The organism is Stenotrophomonas sp. yr243 (assembly GCF_900184195.1).
GTDB lineage: Bacteria > Pseudomonadota > Gammaproteobacteria > Xanthomonadales > Xanthomonadaceae > Stenotrophomonas > Stenotrophomonas lactitubi.
The window spans coordinates 475,968-502,074 of the sequence record NZ_FXWT01000002.1 but is presented as its reverse complement, the minus strand read 5'-3'; the positions used below and the strand labels follow the sequence as shown (position 1 = coordinate 502,074).

Below are 26,107 nucleotides of genomic sequence, written 5' to 3'. Positions count from 1 at the left end.
TGCGCACCAAGAAGCGGGGGTACCGCGGCCTTGTGGCCACGGTTGAGATAGTCCCTTGGAACCTGATCCGGCTCATACCGGCGTAGGGAAGCTTTGCAATGCAGCCGTGCCCCGACCCCGCCCAAGGACCGCCTTGGTGCCGTCCGTGCGCGGATGCAGTGCGCCGCCGCTTCGTCCCTGACCTTCCTGGACGATGCCCGATGAACGCACAGCTCTCTGCCCTGCAGCAACAGGCCCAGCAACTCTCCGAGTCCGTGACCCGGCCCATACCCGGCTCGCGCAAGATCCACGTGCCCGGCTCGCGCGCGGACCTGCAGGTGCCGATGCGCGAGATCGCGCTGACCCGCACGCCCACCGTATTCGGTGGCGAAGAGAACGCGCCGGTCACCGTCTACGACACCTCCGGCCCATACACCGATCCGGACGTGCGCATCGATCTGTCTGCCGGTCTGCCGGCACTGCGTCGCGGCTGGGTGGAGGAGCGCAACGACACCGAACAGCTTGATGGCCTCAGCTCTTCGTTCGGCCGCGCGCGTGAGCACGATCCCAAGCTGGATCCGGTGCGCTTCCCCGCGCGCAGCCTGCCGCGTCGCGCGCAGGCCGGTGCCAACGTTACCCAGATGCACTATGCGCGCCGCGGCATCATCACCCCGGAAATGGAATTTGTCGCCATCCGCGAGAACCAGCGGCTGGAGGCGATCCGTGATGCCGCACTGCTGCAGCAGCATCCGGGTGAAGCATTCGGCGCGTCGATCCAGCAGTTCATCACCCCGGAATTCGTGCGCGACGAAATCGCCCGCGGCCGTGCGGTGCTGCCCAACAACATCAATCACCCGGAAAGCGAGCCGATGATCATCGGCCGCAACTTCCTCACCAAGATCAACGCCAACATCGGCAACAGCGCGGTGTCCTCGGGCATTGCCGAGGAAGTGGAAAAGCTGGTGTGGGCGATCCGCTGGGGCGGTGACACGGTAATGGACCTGTCCACCGGCAAGCACATCCACGAAACGCGCGAGTGGATCATCCGCAACTCGCCGGTGGCGATCGGTACGGTGCCGATCTACCAGGCGCTGGAGAAGGTCGACGGCCGCGCCGAAGCGCTGACCTGGGAGATCTTCCGCGACACCCTGATCGAACAGGCCGAGCAGGGCGTGGACTACTTCACCATCCATGCCGGCGTGCTGCTGCGCTACGTGCCACTCACCGCCAAGCGCGTTACCGGTATCGTCAGCCGCGGCGGGTCGATCATGGCCAAGTGGTGCCTGGCCCACCACAAGGAAAACTTCCTCTACACGCATTTCGAAGACATCTGCGAAATCATGAAGGCCTACGACGTGACCTTCTCGCTGGGTGATGGCCTGCGCCCGGGCTGCATCGCCGATGCCAACGATGCGGCGCAGTTCGGCGAGCTGGAAACGCTGGGCGAGCTGACGAAGATCGCCTGGAAGCACGACGTGCAGACGATGATCGAAGGTCCCGGCCATGTGCCGATGCAGTTGATCAAGGAGAACATGGACAAGCAGCTGCGCGAGTGCGGCGAGGCGCCGTTCTACACGCTCGGCCCGCTGACCACCGACATCGCGCCGGGCTATGACCACATCACCAGCGCGATCGGCGCGGCAATGATCGGTTGGTTCGGTACCGCCATGCTCTGCTACGTCACCCCGAAGGAGCATCTGGGACTGCCCAACCGCCAGGACGTGCGCGACGGCATCATGGCGTATCGCATTGCCGCCCATGCTGCGGATCTGGCCAAGGGCCACCCGGGTGCGCAGGTGCGTGACAACGCACTGAGCAAGGCACGCTTCGAGTTCCGCTGGGACGACCAGTTCCACCTCGGCCTGGACCCGGAGAAGGCCAAGGAATTCCACGACGAGACCCTGCCCAAGGACGCGCACAAGCTGGCCCATTTCTGTTCGATGTGCGGCCCGCATTTCTGCTCGATGAAGATCACCCAGGACGTGCGCGAGTACGCCGAGAAGGGCATGCAGGAGAAGTCCGAACAGTTCCGTGCAGCCGGCGCCGAGGTCTACCAACAGGGCTGATCGCAGATGGGCGGCGCCGGGTCATGCCCGGCGTCATCCCATCACCCATCTCACGGACATGCCGCTATCCTCGGCCCATCGTTCCCCGGGGACAAGGAACCATGCCCATTGCCGTGACCACCCGCTGGCTGGCCATCGCCCGCCGTCATCCCTCTGCCTGGCTGCTCGGGGCTCAGCTGCTGTCGGTATTGCTGTACCCGGCGCTGGACGAAACCGCTGCCGGGCGCGCGGCTGTAGGGGTGTTTGGCATGGCCGTGCTCGGCCTGGCCCTGTGGGTAGTGCAGCGCAGCCCGCTGGGAACCTGGCTGGCGCTGGTGCTGGCCATTCCGGCGGTGGTGTTTTCCCTTTCCGCGGCCCTGCTCGACCGGCCGGCACTGGGCATCACCGCACAACTGCTGGAAAGCCTGCTGTATTTCTATACCGCTGGTGCGCTGATCGCCTACATGCTGCAGGACCACAAGGTGACCCGCGACGAGCTGTTCGCCGCCGGTGCCACGTTCACGTTGTTGGCATGGGCATTCGCTTTTACCTTTGCCGTATGTCAGCAGTGGTATCCGGGCAGTTTCCAGGGCGCCACTGGTGGAACGCAGCGCACGTGGATGGAGCTGCTTTATCTGAGCTTCAGCTTATTGTCCGGAGTCGGGCTGAGTGATGTCGTACCACTGCATCCGCAGGCCCGCGCGCTGGTGATGCTGGAGCAGTTTTCCGGCGTCATGTATGTAGCGCTGGTGGTTTCGCGCCTGGTCGGCCTGACCATGCTGAAACGCTTCTGAAAATGAACGCCAGATAAAAATATCGCGCCCAAAAGGGCGCGAATGATGATGCTTATTATGTGAATGCGTCGGCGAGAGAGAGCCTGATGTCGACCACGCGATAGGCGAGGTAACCTGCATAGGCTAATATCCGGAGGCTTCGTTTTTTTTGCGGTATGCGCCGATGCTTTGTGCGGAATCTGGCTTCTTGCTATGCCAAGGATGGGAATGGATCGCTGGTAAACAGTGTTCGCGGCCTGTTTCAACCCCATAGCAACGAATGATCAACAGCGAAATCCAGTTGCCTGAATCCGACCGCGTCCGCGTCGGCGAGTGCATCGTTACTTTGTCCTCGCGTGAGGTTGAAGTTGCAGGTGCGCGCCGTACACGACGTTTGACGCCCAAGTCGCTGGGCGTGCTGCGCATGTTGATGCGGCAGCAGGGGCGGGTGGTGACCCGTGACGAGCTGTTCGCCGAGGTGTGGCCGGACACGCTGCCGACCAACGATGTGCTGACCCAGGCGGTTACGCAGCTGCGCAAGGCGTTCAGCGTCGACGACGACAATGGCCAGGCGTATATCGAGACCATTGCCAAGACCGGCTACCGCCTGCTGGTGCCGGTGCAGCCGCTGGCGGACCACGAGACCGATGCGATCGCTCCTTCAGAGGAATCGAACGCATCGCAGCTGCCTGCGCCAAACGCCGTCGCCCATGCCGGCGCGGCCGTGGTTGAACGCGGCAGTCGCCGCTGGCGGCGTCTCCGCCGTCGCCTGCTGCTGGCGCTGGGCGTGGTGATGCTGCTGGCACTGGTGGTGTTGAGCGTGCTGCTGCTGCGCCGCCCGGCGCCGGTGAATTCTCCGGTGGATGCGGCAGTGGAGAACGGCACGCGGGTGATCGGAAGCCCTGAGCGGCCGTATCGCTTGATTACCGCCACAGCCGGTTTTGAGACCTATCCCACACTTTCGCCTGACGGATCGCAGGTCGCCTACGAAGGCGCCAACGACGATGGCAAGGGCGGCAACGCCATCAAGGTGCAGACCTCCGGCAACGCGCCCGCACGCCAGCTGCTTTCGCCGCCGGCAGGTGCCAGCGACCGTTTCCCGAACTGGTCGCCCGATGGCCGCGAAATCGCCTTCGCCCGCTTTGGTGCCGATGCCAGCTGCCAGGTGCTGATCGCCAGTGCCACAGGCGGCGCCGTGCGCCAGGCCACGCGCTGCGACGGCACCGAGCTGCTCAGTTTCGACTGGACGCCCGATGGCCGTGGCCTGGTCTTCGGCAGCATGGTCGGTCGCTACGCCCATCGCGGCATCCGTGTGCTCGATCTGGCCACCGGCCAATGGCGGGCGCTGGACTACGCGGTCGATGAAGATGATTTCGACTACGCCCCGCGCTATTCCCCGGATGGCAAATGGCTGGTGTTTGTCCGCAACCCTCAGTTGGGCGACCTGTGGCGGATGCCTGCCAGCGGTGGCACGCCGGAGCAGTTGACGACCGAATCGGCCGAGCTGCGCGGTTGGGCATGGCTGGGCGACGGTCGACATATCGTGTTTGGTCGCCGTGTGGACAGCGAAGCGCGCCTGTACTACCTCGACGTCGAGCGCCGCACGCTGCGCGACGCCGGGCTCGACGATGCGCAGTGGCCAGCCGTCTCCCGTCGCGGCGACATGCTGGCCTTCGTGCATCGGCGCGCGCAGTTCGGCGTGTTCAGGATGCCCGCGCAGGGCGGTGCGGGCGAGCGACTGTTCGCCTCCAGTGGCCGCGATGGGCAACCGATGGTGGCGCCGGATGGACGGCAACTGGTGTTCAGTTCCGATCGCTCCGGCAGCTTCGCGTTGTGGTGGGCCGACATGCAGCGGCCGGAGTCGCTGCGGCCGATCGAAGGGTTGAAGCCGGAAGCACGGCAGGCACCCGACTGGTCGGCCGACAGCCGGCATCTGCTGGTGGTGGGCCGCGATGAGCATGGCGAAGCCGTGGTCTACGAGATCGCACCGCGCGATGAGCAGCTGCATCGTCTTCCGGTTCCCGCAGAGCAGCCCTTGCAGGCGTTGTACGGTGCAGATGCGGAGCAGCTGCTGGTGGTTGAACGTGACGCCGACCAGCACACCCGGTTGAGCCTGTTCGACCGCAGCGCGCAGCCATGGCGGCGCTTGGCCAGCCTGGAAGGCGTGTCGCAGGCGCGTTTCGACCGCAGTACCGGGCGTGTGCTGTTCACCCGGCTGGCAGCCGGCGGGCTGTGGTCGGTGGACGCGGCGTTGACCCCGGCCAGCGTGCAGCAGGTCAGTGAAGACCGGCCGAGCCGTTGGCGCTACCGGACCTGGACCGTGGCCGGCAACGGCAGCATCGACTACCTCGGCAGCAGTGCCAGCTGTGGCACGACGCTGGTCCGTATCCAGTCCGGACGCGAAGAGGCGGAGCGCTGCCTGGACGCGCAGCGCCTGAGCGCGGGCAATGGACTCAGCGCCAGCGCCGACGGAAACAGCCTGTACCTGGCACTGGCCATCAGCGATGGCGCCGACATTGGCGTGATGCGACTCCCCGAACAACCGCCAACGCTGTTCCCTGCATTCTCCAAGTTGCTGATATTGAACGAGAAAGGGCCTTCGTAATTTCTTCGTGACGATCTCGCCGCGAATTCGTGGCGATCTCGGCAGTCTTTCCTGACGCGTTGCCGCCTGATTTGGCAAAACGGAGGCCTGTACTTGGCAAATCCGTGGTGCCCTCATGCGTCAACTCTCGCTGGCCGATCGTGGCCAAACCGTATCCCTCGACAAGGCGATCGACGATGTCGCGCCGACCTGCATGGGTGTTGCCCGCCTCGGCAGCCTGCAGACCTCCGGCACCAGCTTCAGCGTCTGGATGCAGGTGCGCGGTACCTCGTGGGTGGAAGCCAAGGAAGGACGGTTCCGCCTTCGCCAGGGCGAGTGGATCGCCTTCGAGAAAGAGTCCAGGCCGCTGGTCCAGGCGGGGCGGAATGGCTTGTGCGTCGGTTTGAACCTGAATGTCGAAGCGCTGCGCGTGCTGACCGAGATGGCCGACTGTGGCCTGTACGCCGGTCGCGGCTTGATGAACCGTGCCGATGCACGCGTGGCACTGCGCCTGTGGCGTGACGCCCTCGCCAGCGGGCAGCCGGCGCAGGTACTGCGTCCGTTGCTGCTGCATCTGGCCGGTCTGCAGCGCAGCCTGGCCGACAACGTACAGCGTTGCCCGGGCCGCTCGCGCAGCCGCAAGCGCCAGGTGTTCGGTCGCATGCAGCGCGCGCGCCTGTATCTGGAAGGCAACAGCCATCGCGTGGTGCGCATCGGCGAACTGGCCGAGCTGACCAACTTCTCCAGCTGGTATCTCTCCAAGACGTTCCAGAGCCTGTACGAGGAAAGTCCGCAGTCGCTTTCGGCACGGTTGCGCCTCGAGCGCGCGGCCGATCTGCTGCGTGATACCGACATGATGGTCGGCGAGGTCGCTGCCGCCAGCGGTTTCGACAACTGCTGCAGCTTCGCGCGTGCCTTCCGCGCCCGCTACGGCCAGTCCGCCTCGCGCTTCCGCGAGAACGACGGACAGCTTCCGCCACACTCCGCAAAGTCTCCGGTTGTGTCGCGCAAATACAGCGCTGCAACGCAATCGTAACGTGCTACGGCGTTTTAACACGCTACTAACACGTACCTTGGAGAGATTGATGAACGTTCGTATTCCCGCAGTGCGGCTCGGCTTGCTGCCGGCCGGCATTGCGCTTGCCTTGGCACCGTCCTTCGCTTCGGCGCAGGACGCAGCTGCCGGCGGCACGACCGACCTGGACCGCATTTCGGTCACCGGTTCGCGTATCCGTCAGGCGAGCATGGAAACCGCGCAGCCGGTGATCGCGCTGCAGCGCGCCGACATTGAAAAGCAGGGCTTCACCAGCGTTGCCGACATCGTGCAGAACCTGTCGGCGACCGGTTCGCCGGCGATCAGCCGCGCCGATGCCCTTTCTTCGGGCGAAGAAGTCGGCGGCCAGTACGTCGACCTGCGCAACCTCGGCCCGGAGCGCACCCTGGTGCTGCTGGACGGCAAGCGCATGGGCACCAGCACCGGTGGTTACACCGACCTGGCATCGATCCCGACCTCGGTCGTGGAGCGCATCGAAGTGCTGACCGATGGCGCCTCGGCCATCTATGGTTCCGACGCCATCGCCGGCGTGGTCAACATCATCACCCGCAAGAACTTCGACGGCCTGGAAGCCAGCGTCTACGGTGGCCAGTACGGCCAGGGCGACGGCCAGAAGCAGGTCTACAACTTCGTCTACGGCCAGACCGGTGAGCGCGGTTCGATCACCTTCGGCGCCGAGTACAGCAAGGAAGACGAGGTCCAGGCCAAGGATCGTTCCTTCAGCCGCTACCCGAACGGTCGCTTCCATCCGAACCCGACCGCGGACGATGCCAACGGCTGGTCGCCGGCATCCAACCAGGGCGTGCTGATCGATGACATGGGCACCCCGAAGGATGCCGACGATGACATCTGGTACACCCGCGCCAATACCGGTGCCGGCAACGGCATGGGCGACTTCCGCGAATTCGGCACCGGCGATTACACCAATGCCAGCCGTGAAATGTGGCTGCAGAACAAGCTGACCCGTCGCTCGGTGTTCGCCAACGGCAACTACGATCTGACCGACAACATCCGCGCTACCGCGAACGTGCTGTACACCAAGCGTACCGCGACTTCGCAGATTGCCGGCTACCCGTACCAGTCCGAGGTCTACGGCACCCCGCTGTCGGGCGACAGCATCTACAACCCGCTGGGCAAGGACGCGAACTTCATCCGTCGCACCTCCGAGTTCCCGCGCCAGACCGAATCCGAGCAGGAAACCTTCCGCTTCTCGGCCGGCCTGGAAGGTTCGTTCGAGTTCGCTGACAAGTTCTGGGATTGGGACGTGGGTTACGTCTACAACCAGAACAAGGGCGTCAAGACCGGCACCGGCAACCTGTTCATCCCGAACGTGCAGAACGCCGTCGGCCCGTCCTTCATGGACGGCGACGTTGCCCGTTGCGGTACCCCGGGCAAGGTGATCGCGGGTTGCACCCCGTGGAACCCGCTGGCACCGTACGGCTCCACCGGCAATGGTTCGCTGGCTGATCCGGCACTGCAGGCCTACCTGTTCCTGCCGAGCCACGACACCTACACCAACACCACCAAGGCTTACAGCGCCAACATCTCCGGTTCGCTGTTCACGCTGCCGGCCGGTGACCTGGCCATCGCCGCCGGTTACGAGCACCGTCAGGAAAGTGGTGAGTACAACCCGGATGCACTGCTGCAGTCGGGCCTGAGCACCGACCTGGCCGGCGCGCCGACCAAGGGCAGCTACAAGCTCGACGAGTTCTACGTCGAACTGAACGTGCCGGTGCTGGCCGACATGCCGTTCGCCAAGGAACTGTCGCTCGACATGGCCGGTCGCTATTCGGACTACAACACCTTCGGCGACACCATCAACAGCAAGTTCGGCCTGAAGTGGAAGCCGATCGACGACCTGCTGGTGCGTGCGACCTATTCGACGGGCTTCCGCGCGCCGAACATCGCCAACATGTACGGCGGCACCTCGCAGACCTTCGACGCCTACACCGATCCGTGCGACAGCAGCTTCGGTTCGGCTTCGCGCAACCCGTCGGTTGCCGCGGCCTGCGGCGCACGTGGCGTTCCGGCGAACTTCCGCCAGATCACCTCTGGTGGCGCACAGTCGACCGGCCCGGGCACCCAGTCCTACAGCGCCTTCGAATCCGGTTCCAACCCGGAACTGCAGCCGGAAACCTCCAAGACCTGGACGGCCGGCCTGGTCTACAGCCCGAACTTCGTGCAGGGTCTGGACGTCAGCCTGGACTGGTGGAAGATCCGCATCGACAACGTGATCGCCGCCGAGTCGGTGACCTCGATCCTCAACCAGTGCTACGTGCTGGGCGTGGCGTCGGCGTGTGACCGCTTCAGCCGTGGTACCGAAGGCCGCACCGTCAACCAGGTGGTCGACGTTACCCGCACCCTGATCAACGGTGGTTACCAGGAAACCGCAGGTTACGACCTGGGCATCAAGTACCGCCTGCCGGAGTTCTCCTTCGGCAAGATCGTGGTTGACTGGAAGACCACCTACGTCGATTACCTCGAGTACAAGCGCGACAACGAAGCCGAGACCCCGGTCGAGCAGCACACCAGCTGGGCAACCGGTGACTGGGGTGCGAACTTCCGTGTCCGTTCGAACCTGAATGTCGATTGGAGCCTGGGCAACCTGGGCGTGAACTGGGCGGTGCGTTACTACTCGAGCATGAAGGAGCCGTGCTCCTACGACACCGAGTGCAACCTGCCTGACTTCAGCTCGGCCTACACCCTGGGTCAGCCGACCCGCAAGGTCGGTTCGAACACCTTCCACGATGTGCAGGTGCGTTACACCCTGCCGTGGCAGGCCACGGTCTCGGTCGGTGCCAACAACGTGTTCAACCACGAAGGCCCGGTCATGTACAGCCAGCCGAACTCGAGCTTCTCGTACTACGGTGGCTTCGACATCGGTCGTTACTACTACATGAAGTACACCCAGCGCTTCTGATCCATCGAAGCGTGACAGCAGAAAGAGGAGGGCGGGCCGCAAGGTCCGCCTTTCTTGTTTGCGCGCTGCACCGACTGGGTAGATCCACGCCATGCGTGGATGAACGTTCCGGCACAACGGCACAACGAAAAAAGGCAGGCCACCCGGCCTGCCTTTCCTCCCCTGCGCACTCGCCTGCCGCTACGCCTCAGGCGTCGCTGGGCACCAGCCCCATCAGGCTGTTGGCGTGCTCGCGCCACTGCGGCAGCTTGTTCAGCACACCGGCGCGCTGCAGATACTCTTCATCCACCGGATCGCCGTTGACCAGTGCCAGTGCCACGTGCACCGCACCGGTCACCCAGAAGCTGCGGGTATTCGCGCGCTGCGGCTGCAGATGGAACGCCACGGCCTCGATGATCGGCATCGGCAGGCCCCACAGGCCCAGCAGATAGGCGCCGGCTTCGGCATGGCCGGGGCGGTCGTCGCCCGCCAGCTCGGGTTCGCTGCGCTCGTTGCGTACGCCCGGCAGCAGCAGGCCGATGTCGGCCAGCAGTGCGGCGGTGGCACCGAGTTCGGCACTGGAGTCGGGCAGCAGGCGTGCGGCCAATCGCGAGGCCATCAAGGCACGCTGCTGCAGCGAGTTGCGCTCGGCGCCGGACAAGGTCGGCGCAGAGAACACTTCACTGGCCAGCACCAGATCGCGCAGCGTCGCCAGGCCCAGGCGGGTCACGGCCGTGCGCAGGTCGGCGATGGTGCGACCCTGGCTGAAGAACGCCGAATTGGAAAGCTGCAGCACCTTGGCCGCGATCGCAGGGTCGGCGGCGACCAGCTTGGCGACATCGGCGCTGTCGGCGTCGTCGTCATGTTCCAATGCCTGGGTCAGGCTCAGGTACAGATGCGGCGGCGAGGGCAGCTTCTCGATGCGGCCGATGGCATCGCGCAGGCGTGGACTGTCCAGCACTTCGCGCAGCTCTTCCAGGCTGGTCAGTGCTTCCAGCAGCACTTCCGGTGCCAATGGCAGCGGAAGGAAACGATGGGCGACACCGATCAGGCGTGCCGGCGGCGGCCGGTTGCCATGCTGCGCATCGACCAGTGCGATGCGGATGGTCTCCGGGCGCAAGGTGCGGATCTGTCCCAGCAACGTGGTTGCGTTGAGATCGGGCAACTGCGGGCAGACGATCACCGCGTCCACGCCCTGGGTGGCGACCGCAGTCATCGCGGTATGGCCATCGGTGGCGGTCAGCGGCTGCCAGTCTTCCCCAAGATCGGCAATGAATTCGGTCAGCTCAGCCGGCAGGCTGGCTGTATCCCCAACAAGCAGAATACGCACGACACATTCCCCTGGCTGTCTCGACGGTCGATGTCGACGACGTGTGAAGTGACGCAATTTACCTAATACGGCGGCAAAGGTGATGTGCCGCCGTCATGAAACGTGACTCGCATCGCTCCGACGCCGTGCGCCGGAGCAATGCTGTTCAGTCTCAGGCCTTGCTGTCGAGGTGGCGCTGGTGCGCCTCGATCAGGATCTGCTTGGCCTCAGCCGCGCCGCCCCAACCGTCCAGCTTGACCCACTTGCCCTTCTCCAGATCCTTGTAGTGCTCGAAGAAGTGACCGATGCGCTCCAGCCAGTGGCTGGACACCTGCTCGATGTCTTCCACGTGGGCGTAGCCGCCGAACACCTTGGTGACCGGCACGGCCAGGATCTTCTCGTCGCTGCCTGCCTCATCGCTCATCTTCAGCACGCCGACCGGACGGCAACGCACCACCGAACCCGGGACCAGCGGCAGCGGCAGCACCACCAGCACGTCGGCCGGATCGCCGTCGCCGCACAGGGTGCTCGGCACGTAGCCGTAGTTGCAGGGGTAGCGCATCGGGGTCGACAGGATGCGGTCGACGAAGATCGCGCCGGTTTCCTTGTCCACTTCGTACTTCACCGGCTCGGAATCCTTCGGGATCTCGATGATGACGTTGATTTCTTCCGGCGGGTTCTTGCCGGGCGAGACGAGTTCCAGACCCATGGTGTGCTCCAGGTGGGGGTGTAGACGGATAGCTCGCCATTTTATGCCTTTGCCGGTCGCTGTGCAGGGTAGGGCGGCGCCGACCTGCGCACTCTCCCCCGGCGGAGGGGCCTGAGCGGGGTTCCCCGATGGGTTCGCCCCAGTCCGCCCCGGCAGGCTGGAGCTCCATACCAAGGAGCCTTGCCATGAACTGGAACCGCTGGTGCTGTTGCGCCGTCCTGCTGCTGGCGCCTCTGCCCGCGCTCGCACGCGGGGCGCATGTCGACCTGATCAACTACCCTGCCGACGAGGCTGGATGGGAACGGGCCTTTGCGCTGGAGGACGCGCTCGCCCGCGAATTCGCCGCGGTGTGCGCCGATACCTTCTGCGAAGGCGATTACAGCAACTACCGGGTGCTGGAGTTCCGCTGCGCCGTGCTGGCCCACCGGGGAACGGTGCAGCGCTGCGTCTGGGTGCTGGCGGCCAGCGAACTGGCGGTGCAACCCGACACAGGGCAGGTACAGGTCGACAACGGCCACTGGACCTGCCCGGTGGAGATGCAGCCCGGGGTGCCGGTTGAAGCCTTCTTTGCCTCGCTGGAGGCGCCGGATGGCCTGATGGCGCCGCTGCCCGGGCTCGATCATGGTCTGTTCGAGGTGCTGCCTGATTGCCTGCAGAGGAGGGGCGCCTGATGCGTGCTTTCCCGGGACGATGGCTGCTCTGTGGTCTGCTGCTGGCCGGAACCGCGCAGGCGGCGCCGGCGTTCGTGGACGCCCGTGACTATCCCGATCCCGCGACCGGCCGGGAGCGCTTCCTCGCTGCCGAGCGGATGCTGGTGCGCGGGTTCGATGATGTCTGTGGCGACACGTTCTGTGAGGGGCAGTACTACAACCTGTGGGCCATGCGCCTGCGCTGCTCGGTGGAACGCGCGACAGGCGTGGTCGACAGCTGCGTCTGGACCTTCGCTGGCAGCGAAACCTGGGTGCAGAAGGACGGCCGGATCGACGTCGACCATGGCACCTACGCCTGCACGTTGCCGCTGGCGCCTGCAACCCGGCTGGAGGAGCTGCTCCAGGTCTGGCAGGCTTCCGGGCACGAGGCGATTGATGCCCCGTTGCCCGGCACGACCACGAGCGTCTATGACGGCCTGACAGACTGTCTCTGATGCAGTGGCTCGTGAATGCAAACGTGATTTATTCGCATTAACGGAGTAGCATGCGCGCCGCCCCCGTCTGCCCCGTCGCCGCGCATGTCCTCCAACGCCGTCACCCTGACCGAACTGCTGATCCGCGAACGATCGGCACTGCTGCGGCGCGTGCAGCGCATTCTCGGTGGCGACAGCGGGGCGGAAGACGTGATCCAGGCGGTCTGGTTCAAGGCGCGCGGGGTCGACAACAGCCAGAGCATCGACAATCCGCGCGCCTATCTCTATCGATTGGCCATCAACCTCGCCACCGACCATGGCCGCGAATCGACGCGGCGCAACCGCCTGCTGGCCGAGCACTACCTGTGGCAGGAGGACGAGCAGATCTCCACGGAGGAGCAGGTGATGGCGCAGGATGAGTTGCAGCGCGTGCTCGATGCCGCCGGTCACCTGCCCGAGCCGACGCGTACCATCTTCCATCTCAATCGCCTGCAGGGCCTGACCCAGGCCGACATCGCCCGGCGCATGGGTGTGTCGGTGACCACGGTGGAGAACCACGTACGCGCTGCGCTGCAGCGGCTTGCCTGGGCACGCAGCGGTCGATGAACGATCCGGCTTGGGGGCGGACACCCGCCGTGCGTCTTGATTCGCAGGCCGCCCATGCGGTCTAGTCCTTCCGCCCACCTCTGATCGTGTCCCCCGCCAGCCGATGAGCCCGCCCCCGACACCCCGCAGCACCGCCGATGATGCCGTGGCCGAACAGGCCAGGGACTGGATCGTGTGCCTGGCGTCCGGCGATATCAGCGACGCGCGCATGGATGCGTTCGAGCGCTGGTTGGCCGAGCCTGCGAATCGGCGTTCATTCGAGCATGAGCGCATGCTGTGGCGCAGTGTGGGGCCGCGTCCGGTCGCCATCGAACGCGGGCAGGCAGCGCGTCGCCCGCGGCGGCTGCGTTGGGCCATGGCCACCGCCGCTGCGCTGGCAATGCTGGTGGTCTGGCCCGATGCCTGGCTGCGCCTGCAGGCGGATCATCGCAGCGACCACCGCGTGCAGGATGTGCATCTGCCCGATGGCAGCCGTGCCGTGCTCGATGCCGACAGTGCGATCGCCGTGCACTTCGATGACCAGCGTCGTCGCATTGAACTGCTGCGTGGCCGTGCCTGGTTCTACGTGGCGCCCGATGCGCAGAGGCGCTTCAGCGTCGCGGCTGGCAACGGTGTGGTGGAAGACATCTCCACCGCATTCACGGTTGCCCACGTTGCCGCCGGGGTGGAGACCGAAGTCGGACAGGGCCGCGTACGCGTGGCCAGTCCGGTCGATGGCGGCTGGACCTATCTGCAGGTGGGGCAACGTGCGGGCTATGGCGAGCATCGAAGCGTGCTGCGCCTGACCGACGTTGCCGCAGACAGCATCGGCGCCTGGCGACAGGGCGAGCTGCTGCTGGAGCAGGCCAGCGTGACCGATGCCGTGCACGAGGTCGGTCGCTATCGCGCAGGGCCGACGTTCGTGCGCGGCAATCTCCAGGCGCTTCCAGCCGTCAGCGCGGCGCTGCGCGTCGATCATCCGGAGCAGGCACTGGACGCGCTGGCGGCCACCGCCGGTCTGCAGGTCACCCGCCTGCCACTGGGTGTGGCAATCGTCCACCGGTAACGCCACGCCATCCGCGGATGCAGCGGATGCATCGCATCCGTCTTGGGGATCGCACGCCGCCACGCGTCTCATCCACGAACGTACCCGCCGCCGCCACGTACGTCGTTGGGTCCGCGCGTGCGCGGATGATGCCGCGCCCGCGGCCACGCTCCTCTGACAGGTTCCCCCCATGTACGAATTCCGCCGCCCGGGCCGCGCACCGCGCCCGTCCCGTCTGTGCATCGCGCTGCTGGCCGCCGGCCTGGCAACCGCCACCCCCACCGTGATGGCGCAGTCCAGCACCGCTGGCCCGGCTGCGGTACAGCACTTCGATATTCGCAAACAACCGCTGGACGATGCACTGCGCGCCTACATGCGCCAGTCCGGTGTACAGGTGGTCTATCCGAGCACGCTGGCCAAGGGGGTGATCTCGCAACCGGTCAGCGGCACGCTGTCAGCCGGCGAGGCCCTCGCACGTCTGCTGCGCGGCAGCGGCCTGAGCGTGCGCCGGGTAAGCGACGATGCGGTGACACTGGAGGTCGCAGCGGCGGGCAAGACGGGCGGTGTGATCGTCACCGATACCCTCAGCGTGGCGGGAGACCGTGTTGACAGTGGCGCCTCCAGCGACGAAGCGCGCCTGCTCGACAGCTATCGCAGCGTGGGTTCGACCACCACCATCGGCCGCGTCGCGCTGGAGCGTTTCCGCGGTACGTCCAACGGCGACATCGTCAAGGGTGTGGCCGGCGTCACTGCGGGAGACCCGCGCGTGGGCAACGGCTTCGACGTCAACATCCGCGGCATCCAGGGCCAGGGCCGCGTACCGGTGATCATCGACGGTGGCCAGTCCAGCATGGACACCTATCGGGGCTATGCCGGGCAGTCGCAGCGCACCTATCTCGATCCGGACCTGATCTCCAGCCTGACCATCACCAAAGGCCCGAGCCTGCAGGCCAACGCCTCTGGTGGTATCGGTGGCGTGGTCGAAATGGAGACGCTGAAGATCGGTGACGTGCTGCGCGAGGGCCGCGACTTCGGCGTACGTGTGCGTGGTGGTTTGGCCAACGCCAGTGCCAACAACCTGCCGGCTTACAGTGCGGTACCGCGCACTGATCGCAGCGCCACCGGCAGCCAGTTCTTCAACGTGGCTGCGGCAGGTCACTGGGACCGTTTCGATCTGGTCGCTGCCTACGCGTACCGCGACAACGGCAATTACTTCTCCGGCAAGCATGGCTACGACGACTTCCCGCAGACCCGGCGCACGCTGGCGCCACTGAATCCGCCGCGCACCGAAGTGTTCAACACGTCCTCGCGTTCGAAATCGACCCTGCTCAAGGGCACCTGGCGCATCGACGACGCGCAGACGCTGGAAGCCGGCTATCGCCGCTACGAAGGCACCGCCGGCGAGATCATGGCGTCGCAGATCATCCGCGTCGAACGTGACCGCATCCCGCAATGGGATCCAGGCCACGTCGACATGGACAGCTACAGCCTGCGCTACCGCTTCAACCCGGACAGCGACCTGGTCGACCTGCGCGTCAACGCTTCGTACACCGACACCGACAGCGTGATGTACAACAGCCTGACCGGCATCACTCCGTGGTACTTCGATCGCCGTACCGAGTGGTACGACGCACCCAGCTTCAGCGGCAATCCCGGCTACAAGGATGCCTACCGCAACCCGTTGCGGCAGAAACGCTTCGGTCTGGACGCCAGCAACACCTCGGTGTTCGACAGCAGTGCCGGCCGCTTCACCCTCGATTACGGCCTGTCCTACAGCGATGAAGACATCGCCCCGGGCAGCTCCGGCCCGATCATGCACGACGACCTGGTCAACAACCGCTTCCTGCGCAATGCCGAGCGCAAGGAATACAGTGCCGTGGCGTCGTTGAAGTGGCAGCCCGACGAACACTGGGAGCTGTTGGCCGGTGGTCGCTGGAACCGGGTGGATGTGCATGACCGCAACCGCCTGGCCACCCCTGACGCCTACGAGGTGCAGGGCCAGTACCGCTATACCGAGCTGCTCAACGGCAACCCCAAGCTGCCGTCGTGGCGCGCAAAGCGCATTGCGCTGCTGAACTGGTATCCGGATGCGAACGGCAATTTCACCCAGGAATCGCTGCTGGCCTCGCCGTACAAGAAGGGCACGGTCGGCGACATCGGTGGCTGGAACTTCTACGACGCTGGCAAGGCGCAGGATCTGGAAGTGCCGGTCAGCTGGACCTGGTCGCAGCCGATCCGCCGCCGTGACACCGCGTTCTCGCCGACCGCCAGCGTGGCCTATCGCTTCAGCGAAGACACCATGGTCTACGTGAAGTACGCCGAAGGCACCAAGCTGCCGAGCCTGTTCGAGACCACGCTGGGCCTGTTCACCGCTGCCAAGCCGGTGGGCGAACTGAAGCCGGAACGTGCGCGCAGCTGGGAGGTCGGTGCCAGCACCATCCGCTACGACCTGTTCACCAACGGCGACCGCCTGGCGCTGAAGCTGGCGTACTTCGATACCCGCATCGATGACCTGATCACCCGTGACTACCGCACGCTGTCGGCCGGCCTGATCCGCAACGTCGACCAGTTCAAGGTCTCCGGCATGGAATTCCAGTCCAGCTATGACAGCGGCAAGGTGTTTGCCGACCTGTCCGCGCACTACTACTTCAAGGCCAAGACCTGCGCGCCGGACATCGCCGCAGAGCGTCGTGCCTACGGCGCACAGCGGAAGAATGACGAGCTGGTCAACACGCCCAACTGCGTGGACGGTGGCTTCGAGGGTTCATACACCAACACGCAGAACCCGCCGCGCTACATGGTCAACCTGACCCTGGGCTCGCGCCTGTTCGACGAGCGCCTGACCTTCGGCACCCGTGTGGTCCACAACGCGGGTCCGATCAGCAAACTGGACAAGGACTGGAACGTGGGCCTGTCGGCGATCCAGCAGCTGTACCGGCCGACCACGCTGGTCGACCTGTTCGCCAGCTGGAGCTTCAACGACCAGTTGTCGGTGGAAGCGGGCGTGGACAACCTGACTGACCGCTACTATCTGGACCCGCTTGCCCTGGGCGTGATGCCGGCACCAGGCCGCACCGCGCGGCTGGCATTGACCTGGAAGTACTGATCGGCGGGGTCGGATCCCTTTCCTGCGGAAAGGGCTCTGACCCCATCGGGTCCGGCCATCCACGCATGGCGTGGATCTACTGACGATCTGCAAGGGTGGGTGCGGACCTTGGTCCGCACCGCATTTGTCATGCAATCGGTAGCGCCGGGCCATGCCCGGCGAACGCTTACAACCCGGTCGCTGCCTTCACCGCCGCTTCGTGCAGCGCTTCGTTCAGTTCGTCGACCACGGTGGTCCACGCCGCATCGGCCTGCAGAGATTCGCTCAGGAACTGGCGCTGGGCATCATTCCAGTAGGGTGCCTCGGCCACTTCCACATCGGTGGCCAACTGGTGCTCGCGGATGAAGCGGGCGATGCCCTCGGCGCTGGCGTCCAGGCCCAGCTGCAGGAACAGGTTGGTCATGCGCGGTTCGGTGGTGATCATCGTCGGTTCCGGGTGGAAGAAGGGGATGGCCCATTATCGGCGCACACGGGCTTGGGGAAACCCCCGCAGCAGACGTCTACAGCAGGACGACCCTCTTGGCATTCCCCCATGAACGCATACATCGCTCCCGAAGACAGCCGCAGCCTGCGGTTGAAGGCCGCCACCCGCGACAGCCACGGTGCGCTGGACAAGCGCATCATGGCCGGCGACATCTTCGCCGACCGCAGCAATTTCGCCCGTTTCCTGCGCGTGCAGTACCGCTTTCACCGCAGCATCGATGCGCTGTATGCCAACCCTGCGCTGGACGCACTGCTGCCTGATCTCGGTGAACGCCGCCGCCTGACAGAGGTCGCACGTGACCTGCAGGATCTGGAACAGACCCTGCCGGACGCCGACATCCCCGCACTGCCGTTGCACCTGGCGCTGCCCGCAGCGCTGGGCTGGCTGTACGTGGCCGAAGGCTCCAACCTGGGGGGCACCGTGCTGTACAAAATGGCTGCCAGGCTCGGCCTGGACCGCGACTTCGGCGCGCGTCACCTGGCGGCGCATCCCGATGGTGCCGCGCGCCACTGGCGTGAGTTCACCGCTGCGCTGGACGCGGTGCGACTGAGTGCCGAGCAGGAGCAGCAGGTGATCGATGCCGCCGATGCTGCGTTCCGCAGCGTGCATGGACATGTCGAAGTGGAATTCGCCTGATGAACGCCTACCGCGCGCAGGCGCAGGGCTGATGCGCTGGCTCTGGTTCGCGCTGGGCTGGGTGATGGTCGGCCTCGGGGTGATCGGTGCGTTGCTGCCGGTAATGCCAACCACCATTTTCCTGATCCTGGCGGTGGGCTGCTTCGCGCGCAGCTCGCCGAAGTTCGAGCAGCGCCTGCTGGCGCATCCGCGCTACGGCCCTTCGCTGCGCCTGTGGCGTGAGCAGGGCGCGGTGTCGCGCAAGGGCAAAGCGTTCGCCAGCGCCGGTATGGCGGTGGGATTTGCGATGTTCTGCTGGGGCGCACACCCGTCCTGGCGCCTGCTGCTGGGCGTTGGCCTGTTCTTTGCCGTCAGTGCCGGCTATGTCCTGAGTCGACCGGCGCCCCGTTTTGATCCTGCGCCGCTGGTGGGCGTGGATGATGCTGCTGATCCGCGCGCTGCCCGCCGTCGCGCCACCTCTTCCGATTCCAATGGAACCTCTGACGATGCTGCCTGCTGATCTGGCTCCCATGGCCGCCCCCGCACTGACCCCCTGGGGCATGTACCTGGCTGCCGATGTGGTGGTGAAGGGCGTGATGATTGCCCTGGCTGTAGCCTCGCTGGCCACCTGGACCGTGCTGCTGGCCAAGGGCTGGGAACTGGCCCGGCAGGCGCGCGCCCTGCGCCTCGCACGAAGCCTGCTGCTGTCGGCACCCAGCCTGCCGGTTGCAGGTAGCGAGCCCGCACTGCAGCAGAGCATCGCCGCCGCCATGCTGGATGCTGCGCGCACCGAGCTGCATCTGTCGCAGGAACTTGATCACCGCGAGGGAATCAAGGAGCGGGTGGCGTCACGACTGGAGCGTCTGGAACTGGAGACCGCACGCAACCAGCGTCGTGGCATCGGCGTGCTTGCCAGCATTGGTGCGGTGGCGCCGTTCGTGGGCCTGTTCGGCACCGTCTGGGGCATCATGAACAGCTTCATCGGCATTGCCCACAGCAACACCACCAACCTGGCCGTGGTTGCGCCAGGCATCGCCGAGGCGCTGCTGGCTACCGCGCTCGGTCTGGTCGCAGCGATCCCGGCGGTACTGGTCTACAACCACTTCACCCGGGTGCTGGCGGGCCTGCGCGGCCTGCTGGGCGATCTGTCCGCAGCTGTGCAGCAACTGGTGTCGCGTGATCTGGATCGGGCTGCACGCCGTGCGCCGGCAGGCACGCTGCGTGCAGTGAACTGAGGCACGGCATGGCGATCAGGACCGCATCCGGACGCGATGACACCCCGGAAGAAGCCCACGAGATCAATGTCACGCCCTTCATCGACGTGATGCTGGTGCTGTTGATCATCTTCATGGTGGCCGCGCCGTTGGCTACGGTGTCGGTGCCGGTGCAGCTGCCCGCCAGCAGTGCACAGGCGACGCCGACAGAAAATGCGCCGGTGTATGTGACCGTGCAGGCCGACCTGTCGCTGCGGGTGGGCGAGGCGCCGGTGGCACGCGATGGCCTCGCCAACGCGCTGCGCTCGGCAACGCATGGCGATACGTCGCAGCGTCTCTATCTGCGTGCCGATCAGCGCGTCTCCTATGGAGACCTGATGGCGACGCTGGATGCTCTGCGCAGTGCCGGTTACCTGAAGGTCGCCCTGGTCGGGTTGGAGCAGGGCGCTCGATGAGCGGGCTGCAGCGCTGGGCGACCAGCCTGGCGATCGTGCTGCTGGCACATGCGGTGCTGATCGGTACGCTGTGGTGGTGGGCGTCGCGCATGCCGCCGGTCATAGCAGTGGCACCTCCTGCCGCCTTGATGCTGGAATTGGCGCCCGCCGCGCAGGCGCCGCCGGTACCGCCGCGCGCGCTGCCCGCCGGACCATTGCAGCAGGAGCAGCAGCGGCGCGTGACCGTGCCGAAGCAACACGAACAGATCAAAGCGCCGGCGCTGCCACAAGGGGAACTTGCGGCCCCGTTCGAGCCACCTGCGAAGCCGACAGAGGAAGCTGCGGACGCCAACGTCGATCGCACGCTGGCGCCACCGGACGTTCCTGCACAGCCAGCAGAACGTTACGCTGCACCGCGTACCACGGCCGGCGAACGCAGCAGTGCCAGCGCCACCTGGCAGGGGCTGCTGCTGGGACACCTGCAACAGCATCGGCGCTATCCACGCCAGTCCGAACGGTTGCGCCAGCAGGGCGTGGCCTATGTGCGCTTTGCGGTTGCCCGCGACGGCCGTGTGTCGGCGCCGCGCATCGAGCGCAGCAGCGGCTTCGCACTGCTCGACCAGGAGACGCTGGACACCGTGCAGCGCGCCAGCCCGGTGCCGGCGCCGCCGGCCGAAGTGGCCGGCGACCCGGTGGACGTGATGGTGCCGGTGTCGTTCTTCCTGCGCGGGCGGTGATCGGCATCCGGGTCGGCCATCCACGCATGGCGTGGATCTACCGGAACACCGTGGACCGGCGGCGGGGTCGGATCCCTTTCCGCGGGAAAGGGCTCCGACCCCATCGGAGCCGTCATCCACGCATGGCGTGGATCTACAGCAGCGGCACCAGCAACAACGCCACGATGTTGATGATCTTGATCAGCGGGTTGATCGCCGGGCCGGCGGTGTCTTTGTACGGATCACCCACGGTGTCGCCGGTCACCGCTGCTTTGTGCGCTTCGCTGCCCTTGCCGCCGAAGTGGCCATCCTCGATGTACTTCTTGGCGTTGTCCCAGGCACCGCCACCGGTGGTCATCGAAATGGCCACGAACAGCCCGGTGACGATCGTGCCGATCAGCAGCCCGCCCAGCGCGCGTGGCCCCAGCAGCAGGCCGACCACCACCGGCACGGCCACCGGCAGCAGCGACGGTACGATCATTTCGCGGATCGCTGAGCGGGTCAGCATGTCCACCGCCTTGTCGTACTGCGGCTTGGCGGTGCCCTGCATGATGCCGGGGATCTCGCGGAACTGCCGCCGCACCTCCTCCACCACCGCGCCAGCCGCGCGACCGACCGCTTCCATCGCCATCGCGCCGAACAGATAGGGAATCAGGCCGCCGATCAGCAGGCCGATGATCACCGTGTGGTCGCTGAGGTCGAAGCGGAACTCCTGGCCGGGATTGGCCGCCTGCAGGTTGTGCGTGTAGTCGGCGAACAACACCAGCGCGGCCAGTGCTGCCGAGCCGATGGCATAGCCCTTGGTCACCGCCTTGGTGGTGTTGCCCACCGCATCGAGCGGATCGGTGATGTCACGGATCTCCGAGGGCAGTTCGGCCATCTCGGCGATGCCGCCGGCGTTGTCGGTGATCGGCCCGTAGGCGTCGAGTGCGACGATCATGCCCGCCATCGACAGCATTGCGGTGGCGGCGATGGCGATGCCGTACAACCCAGCCAGCGCGTGCGCGCCCCAGATCGCCACACAGACGGCGATAACCGGCAGCGCCGTGGACTTCATCGAGATACCGAGGCCGGCGATGATGTTGGTGCCGTGTCCGGTGGTGGATGCCTGCGCCACGTGCTGCACCGGCTTGTACTGGGTGCCCGTGTAGTACTCGGTGATCCATACGATCAGGCCGGTCAGGACCAGGCCGATCAGCGCGCAGCCGTACAGCGCGATGGGACCATGCACGTTGTCGGCCATCAGCCCGGTGGTGATCGGATAGAACGCGATCGCTGCGAGGACGCCGGAGACGATCACGCCCTTGTACAGCGCGCCCATGATCGAGCCACCGGGCTTCACCTTCACGAACAGCGCGCCGATGATCGAAGCGATGATCGACACACCGCCCAGCACCAGCGGGTACAGCACCGCATTGGCACCGGCCTCGGCCAGCATCAGGCTACCCAGCAGCATCGTAGCGATCACGGTGACCGCATAGGTTTCAAACAGGTCGGCGGCCATGCCGGCGCAGTCGCCCACGTTGTCACCGACGTTGTCGGCGATCACCGCCGGGTTGCGCGGGTCGTCCTCGGGAATGCCCGCTTCGACCTTGCCGACCAGATCGGCGCCGACATCGGCACCCTTGGTGAAGATGCCGCCGCCCAGGCGCGCGAAGATCGAGATCAGCGATGAACCGAAGGCCAGGCCGACCAGTGCATGCAGTGCCTGTTCCATCGGCAGGCCCAGCCGCAGCAGCAGTGCGTAGTAGCCGGCCACGCCGAGCAGGCCCAGGCCGACCACCAGCATGCCGGTGATCGCACCGCCGCGGAAGGCAACGTCCATCGCCGCACTGATGCCATGGCGCGCGGCCTCTGCGGTACGTACGTTGGCGCGCACCGACACGTTCATGCCGATGTAGCCCGCTGCGCCGGACAGCACCGCACCGACCGCGAAGCCGATCGCGGTGTACCAGCTCAGGAAGATGCCGACCAGCACGAACAGCACCACGCCGGCGATGCCGATGGTCAGGTACTGGCGGTTGAGGTAGGCGCGCGCGCCTTCCTGGATGGCCGTGGCGATGGCGACCATGCGTTCATTGCCGGTGGGTTGGCGCAGGATCCAGCGCGCCGAGACGATTCCGTACAGGATCGCGAGAATGGCGCAGCCCAGCGCCAATGACAGCCCGTGACGTTCCAGCATTAGACCCCTCCGCAGAATGGATGGACAAGCATCCAGTGGCGATGAACTGCACCACGAGGGGGACGACGGGCTGCAGCCTGGAACCAACCCGTACCGACCTTGGTGGTCGTCCGACGTATGGCGGTGTTCAGCATTCCCTGGTGTCCGCAGTATGCGTCCGGCTAGTTGTAGAGTCGAGCCATGCTCGACTAGCCGCGCCCGGCGAGCGCAGCGGCTGCTCGATGGATGCGCCTTTGCACCCCGTTAAGCCAACCTCTGCAAGCCTGCGCGCAGTCCTGTCGGAGAATCCCCATGCGCCCGTCCCTGTTGATGCTTGCCGTTCTGGCCCCGGCCCTGCCTGCCTTCGCGGCGGAAGCACCCGAACTGCAGCGCGCGGTCGGTGCACCGCAGGCGGTCGGTGCAGTGCATACGCTGCGGCAGATTCCCGAGGCCTGTGCCCGCCTGGAAGGCGCGTTCACCGGCCAGGCCGCGGAGCCCTATCGTTTCTCGGCGGTGCGCACCAGCGAGCAGTGCCAGCCGCGCGCCCGCTTTGTCGACTACGCCAAGGCACAGCCGAGCGCCGACAAGGGCTGGAAGCTCAATGACGTGATCCGTGTGCCGAATGCGGCCTGCCCGGCGCAGCAGGCGGTGGTGCGCGTGTGGCGTCTGCCGGTGAACAACGCCCAGGCGCTGGATGGGCAGGGACAGTCGCGCATCTATCTGGAAGAAGCCAAGAAGCAGGCCGCCGCCGGCAAGATCCCGCAGGTGACGATGTTCGCCGCGCAGCTGCAGATGGAAGGCAAGGCCTGCAATTGAGGCCAAGCATCCACGCATGGCGGGAAGAGAGATCTGGGTAGTGCCGGCCGCTGGCCGGCAGCCCATTGATCACTCCGCCAGTTTCGCCCCGCGCGCAACCAGCAGCTCGCGCAGTGCCGATCGGTGGCAGTGCGCTGCATCCTCGCAATAGCAGCCCACCGCGATATCGCTGTGCTGCGACAGCGCCGCCAGCAGGTCCAGCGCGTGCGCCGCATCGGGTGCCTTCATTTCGACTTTGTAGTGACGGAAGAACGCCGTCCAGTCGGCGGCGGTCTTCGCCTCGTGCGCCTGTTTCACCAGCTCCGCGCTGGGTGACAGTGTCGGGAACCAGACGTCGTACCAGTCCTGCTTCGCGAACTCGCTGCGCGGCACACCGCGCGGCGGGCGGCGCACCGTGCCGATGCGCAGTCCTTCACCGGGCGCACGCGGTGAGCCAAGTCTAACAACACGCAACGCCATGGCATTCCTCGCAAAAAGGGGACGAAGGGGTCAGCCTTCGAACGCTGGCAGTTTCTGCTTCACCGCGACGTTCTTCAGCGTCACGTACTTCGGCAGGCCATCGCTACCGTAGGGCAGCGGTGCTTCGCCCTTGATCAACGGCTGCAGGTAGGCGCGCGCCTTGGCCGTGATGCCGAATCCATCGCGGCGGATGAAGCTGGCCGGCATCTTCTTCTCATGGTTGGCGATCTTCGACAGGGGTGCGGCTTCGATCTTCCAGCGATACGGCGCATCGCTGCTGCGCACGATCACCGGCATCACCCCGTTCTGTCCCTTCAGCGCCAGCTGCACTGCCGCCTTGCCCACCGCCTGGGCCTGTTCCCAGTCGGTCTTGCTGGCCAGGTGGCGGGCCGATCGCTGCAGGTAGTCGGGCAGGGCCCAGTGCACCTTCAGCCCCAGCTGGTCCTTGACCCGCCCGGCCAGATGCGCGGCCACGCCGCCCAGCTGCGAATGGCCGAAGGAGTCCTTGCCGCCGCCGGCGTCGGCGACGAAGCGGCCATCGGCGGTGGCGATGCCTTCCGACGCCACCACCACGCAGTAGCCCACGCGCGCCACCACGGCCTTGACCTTGGCCAGGAACGCGGCCTCGTCATAGGCGCGCTCGGGCAACAGGATGATGTGCGGGGCGTCGTCCTCGCCGGTGCCGGCCAGGCCGGCGGCCGCGGCCAACCAGCCGGCGTGGCGGCCCATCGCCTCGTAGATGAAGACGCGGGTGGAGGTCTCGGCCATGGCCGCCACGTCGAACGCCGCTTCGCGTACGGACACGGCCGTGTACTTGGCCGCCGAACCGAAGCCGGGGCAGGTGTCGGTCACCGCCAGGTCGTTGTCGATGGTCTTGGGCACGCCGATGCAGGTCAGGTCGTAGCCGGAGCTTTTTGCCAGCTGCGATACCTTCAGGGCGGTGTCTGCCGAGTCGTTGCCGCCGTTGTAGAGGAACCAGCGCACGTCGTGGGCGCGCAGGACCTCCAGCAGGCGGTCGTAACGGGCACGGTCGGCCTCCAGTGATTTCAGCTTGACCCGGCACGAGCCGAACGCGCCGCCGGGGGTGTGGGCAAGGGCGCGGATGGCCGCAGCACTCTCCTTGCTGGTGTCGATCAGCTCCTCGCGCAGGGCGCCAAGGATGCCGTTGCGCGCGGCCAGGACCTTGATTCCCTTGGCGCGGGCCTGTTCGATCACCGCTGCGGCCGTGGCGTTGATGACGGCGGTGACGCCGCCGGACTGGGCGTAAAGGAGGGTGCCATTGCGCATGCTTCTACCTGCTCGGGGGAGGGGACATTGCAGGGACATTACCCGGATGCGCTAAAGTGGCGCTATTGCGGTGCAGCGATACCGGACCGTCCGGGACGCGAACCTTCTTTATTTTCAACACGTTGGAGTCAGGTCAATGCGATTGGTTCTGTTGGGACCGCCCGGTTCGGGCAAGGGGACACAGGCGACGCGCCTGAAGGAAAAGCTCGAGATCGCCCACATTTCCACCGGCGACATGCTGCGCGCGGAAATCGCCGCCGGCTCCGAGCTGGGCAAGCAGGCCAAGTCGGTGATGGATGCCGGCAACCTGGTGTCCGATGAGATCCTGCTGGGCATGCTGAAGTCGCGCCTGGCCCAGGCCGATGTCGCCAAGGGCTTCATCCTTGACGGCTATCCGCGCAATGTGGCCCAGGCCAACGCGCTGGACGGCATGCTGGCCGAGATTGGCCAGCCGCTCGATGCCGTGGTGCAGCTGGATGTGGCCACCGAACTGCTGGTCGAGCGTATCGCTGGCCGTGCGCAGGAACAGGGCCGCGCCGACGACAATCCGGAATCGGTGCGCAAGCGCCTGCAGGTCTACACCGAGCAGACCGCTCCGGTGGTCGACTTCTACGCTGGCCGTGGCACCCTGGCCCGCGTCGATGGCGTCGGCGAGCTCGACGAGATCGAAGCCCGCATCCTGGCGGCGATCAAGCGCTGACCCGGCTGGC

23 protein-coding genes and 1 riboswitch are annotated in these 26,107 nt (G+C 65.9%); of the genes, 17 read left to right on the top strand and 6 right to left on the bottom strand.

Annotation, left to right across the window (positions count from 1 at the left end; all coding sequences use genetic code 11):
- Positions 1-5: 5 nt before the first annotated feature.
- Positions 6-107: riboswitch (TPP riboswitch) on the top strand.
- Between the two features lie 93 nt (positions 108-200).
- From thiC to QOL57_RS08990, 5 genes are all read left to right on the top strand, one after another.
- A complete protein-coding gene (gene thiC / locus QOL57_RS09010; protein ID WP_089236722.1) occupies positions 201-2,045 on the top strand; it encodes a phosphomethylpyrimidine synthase ThiC in 1,845 nt (614 codons plus the stop codon).
- 101 nt (positions 2,046-2,146) lie between these two features.
- A complete protein-coding gene (locus tag QOL57_RS09005; protein ID WP_089236721.1) occupies positions 2,147-2,818 on the top strand; it encodes an ion channel in 672 nt (223 codons plus the stop codon).
- A gap of 259 nt (positions 2,819-3,077) precedes the next feature.
- Complete coding sequence (locus QOL57_RS09000; protein WP_089236719.1) at positions 3,078-5,402, top strand: winged helix-turn-helix domain-containing protein; 2,325 nt, start codon at positions 3,078-3,080, stop codon at positions 5,400-5,402.
- Between the two features lie 115 nt (positions 5,403-5,517).
- Positions 5,518-6,417, top strand: a complete 900-nt coding sequence (locus tag QOL57_RS08995) for a helix-turn-helix transcriptional regulator (RefSeq protein WP_089236717.1) — start codon at positions 5,518-5,520, stop codon at positions 6,415-6,417.
- Positions 6,418-6,466: 49 nt separating this feature from the next.
- Positions 6,467-9,355 carry a TonB-dependent receptor gene (locus QOL57_RS08990; protein ID WP_176429833.1) on the top strand — a complete coding sequence of 963 codons (2,889 nt, stop codon included), beginning with the start codon at positions 6,467-6,469 and terminating at the stop codon, positions 9,353-9,355.
- A 187-nt stretch (positions 9,356-9,542) separates the two neighbouring features.
- On the opposite strand, the gene QOL57_RS08985 is transcribed toward QOL57_RS08990, so the two are convergent.
- Entirely contained in the window at positions 9,543-10,664 is a 1,122-nt protein-coding gene (locus QOL57_RS08985; protein ID WP_089236713.1) for an HDOD domain-containing protein, read from the bottom strand.
- Positions 10,665-10,815: 151 nt separating this feature from the next.
- Positions 10,816-11,352, bottom strand: coding sequence for an inorganic diphosphatase (gene ppa, locus QOL57_RS08980; protein WP_025874161.1), 537 nt, complete (start codon positions 11,350-11,352; stop codon positions 10,816-10,818).
- 185 nt (positions 11,353-11,537) lie between these two features.
- On the opposite strand from ppa, the gene QOL57_RS08975 reads away from it, so the two are divergent.
- The 5 genes from QOL57_RS08975 (at position 11,538) to QOL57_RS08955 (ending at position 17,211) form a co-directional block, all read left to right on the top strand.
- Complete coding sequence (locus QOL57_RS08975; protein WP_089236711.1) at positions 11,538-12,023, top strand: hypothetical protein; 486 nt, start codon at positions 11,538-11,540, stop codon at positions 12,021-12,023.
- Positions 12,023-12,496, top strand: coding sequence for a hypothetical protein (locus QOL57_RS08970; RefSeq protein ID WP_089236709.1), 474 nt, complete (start codon positions 12,023-12,025; stop codon positions 12,494-12,496). The genes QOL57_RS08975 and QOL57_RS08970 overlap by 1 nt, the downstream gene beginning before the upstream one ends.
- Before the next feature lie 84 nt (positions 12,497-12,580).
- Positions 12,581-13,081 (top strand): RNA polymerase sigma factor, encoded by a 501-nt coding sequence (locus QOL57_RS08965; RefSeq protein ID WP_089236708.1) that lies wholly within the window; start codon positions 12,581-12,583, stop codon positions 13,079-13,081.
- Positions 13,082-13,184: 103 nt separating this feature from the next.
- Positions 13,185-14,126: a FecR domain-containing protein gene (locus tag QOL57_RS08960; RefSeq protein ID WP_089236707.1), complete on the top strand. Its 942-nt coding sequence runs from the start codon at positions 13,185-13,187 to the stop codon at positions 14,124-14,126.
- 169 nt (positions 14,127-14,295) lie between these two features.
- Positions 14,296-17,211, top strand: coding sequence for a TonB-dependent receptor (locus QOL57_RS08955; protein WP_089236706.1), 2,916 nt, complete (start codon positions 14,296-14,298; stop codon positions 17,209-17,211).
- A gap of 166 nt (positions 17,212-17,377) precedes the next feature.
- Here the strand turns inward: QOL57_RS08955 and QOL57_RS08950 are convergent, their stop codons facing one another.
- Positions 17,378-17,635, bottom strand: a complete 258-nt coding sequence (locus tag QOL57_RS08950) for a DUF2789 domain-containing protein (protein ID WP_089236705.1) — start codon at positions 17,633-17,635, stop codon at positions 17,378-17,380.
- Between the two features lie 108 nt (positions 17,636-17,743).
- Between QOL57_RS08950 and QOL57_RS08945 the strand changes: the two genes are divergently transcribed.
- Genes QOL57_RS08945 through QOL57_RS08925 form a run of 5 tightly spaced genes read left to right on the top strand, consistent with a single transcriptional unit; the run spans position 17,744 to position 20,695 of the window.
- Positions 17,744-18,331: a biliverdin-producing heme oxygenase gene (locus tag QOL57_RS08945; RefSeq protein WP_089236704.1), complete on the top strand. Its 588-nt coding sequence runs from the start codon at positions 17,744-17,746 to the stop codon at positions 18,329-18,331.
- Positions 18,332-18,362: 31 nt separating this feature from the next.
- Positions 18,363-18,830 carry a YbaN family protein gene (locus QOL57_RS08940; protein ID WP_089236703.1) on the top strand — a complete coding sequence of 156 codons (468 nt, stop codon included), beginning with the start codon at positions 18,363-18,365 and terminating at the stop codon, positions 18,828-18,830.
- Complete coding sequence (gene exbB, locus QOL57_RS08935) at positions 18,817-19,545, top strand: tonB-system energizer ExbB (RefSeq protein WP_089236702.1); 729 nt, start codon at positions 18,817-18,819, stop codon at positions 19,543-19,545. The genes QOL57_RS08940 and exbB overlap by 14 nt, the downstream gene beginning before the upstream one ends.
- Before the next feature lie 8 nt (positions 19,546-19,553).
- Positions 19,554-19,979, top strand: a complete 426-nt coding sequence (gene exbD / locus QOL57_RS08930; protein ID WP_089236701.1) for a TonB system transport protein ExbD — start codon at positions 19,554-19,556, stop codon at positions 19,977-19,979.
- Positions 19,976-20,695, top strand: a complete 720-nt coding sequence (locus QOL57_RS08925) for an energy transducer TonB (protein WP_089236700.1) — start codon at positions 19,976-19,978, stop codon at positions 20,693-20,695. The genes exbD and QOL57_RS08925 overlap by 4 nt, the downstream gene beginning before the upstream one ends.
- 133 nt (positions 20,696-20,828) lie before the next feature.
- Here the strand turns inward: QOL57_RS08925 and QOL57_RS08920 are convergent, their stop codons facing one another.
- Positions 20,829-22,856 carry a sodium-translocating pyrophosphatase gene (locus QOL57_RS08920; protein ID WP_089236699.1) on the bottom strand — a complete coding sequence of 676 codons (2,028 nt, stop codon included), beginning with the start codon at positions 22,854-22,856 and terminating at the stop codon, positions 20,829-20,831.
- A gap of 291 nt (positions 22,857-23,147) precedes the next feature.
- Here QOL57_RS08920 and QOL57_RS08915 point away from each other — a divergent pair, with 291 nt between their 5' ends.
- Positions 23,148-23,651 (top strand): hypothetical protein, encoded by a 504-nt coding sequence (locus QOL57_RS08915; RefSeq protein ID WP_089236698.1) that lies wholly within the window; start codon positions 23,148-23,150, stop codon positions 23,649-23,651.
- 69 nt (positions 23,652-23,720) lie between these two features.
- On the opposite strand, the gene QOL57_RS08910 is transcribed toward QOL57_RS08915, so the two are convergent.
- Positions 23,721-24,110, bottom strand: a complete 390-nt coding sequence (locus QOL57_RS08910) for a DUF488 family protein (protein ID WP_089236697.1) — start codon at positions 24,108-24,110, stop codon at positions 23,721-23,723.
- Between the two features lie 30 nt (positions 24,111-24,140).
- Complete coding sequence (locus tag QOL57_RS08905; protein WP_089236696.1) at positions 24,141-25,397, bottom strand: 6-phosphofructokinase; 1,257 nt, start codon at positions 25,395-25,397, stop codon at positions 24,141-24,143.
- A gap of 136 nt (positions 25,398-25,533) precedes the next feature.
- Between QOL57_RS08905 and QOL57_RS08900 the strand changes: the two genes are divergently transcribed.
- A complete protein-coding gene (locus QOL57_RS08900; protein WP_025874177.1) occupies positions 25,534-26,097 on the top strand; it encodes an adenylate kinase in 564 nt (187 codons plus the stop codon).
- Positions 26,098-26,107: the final 10 nt, after the last annotated feature.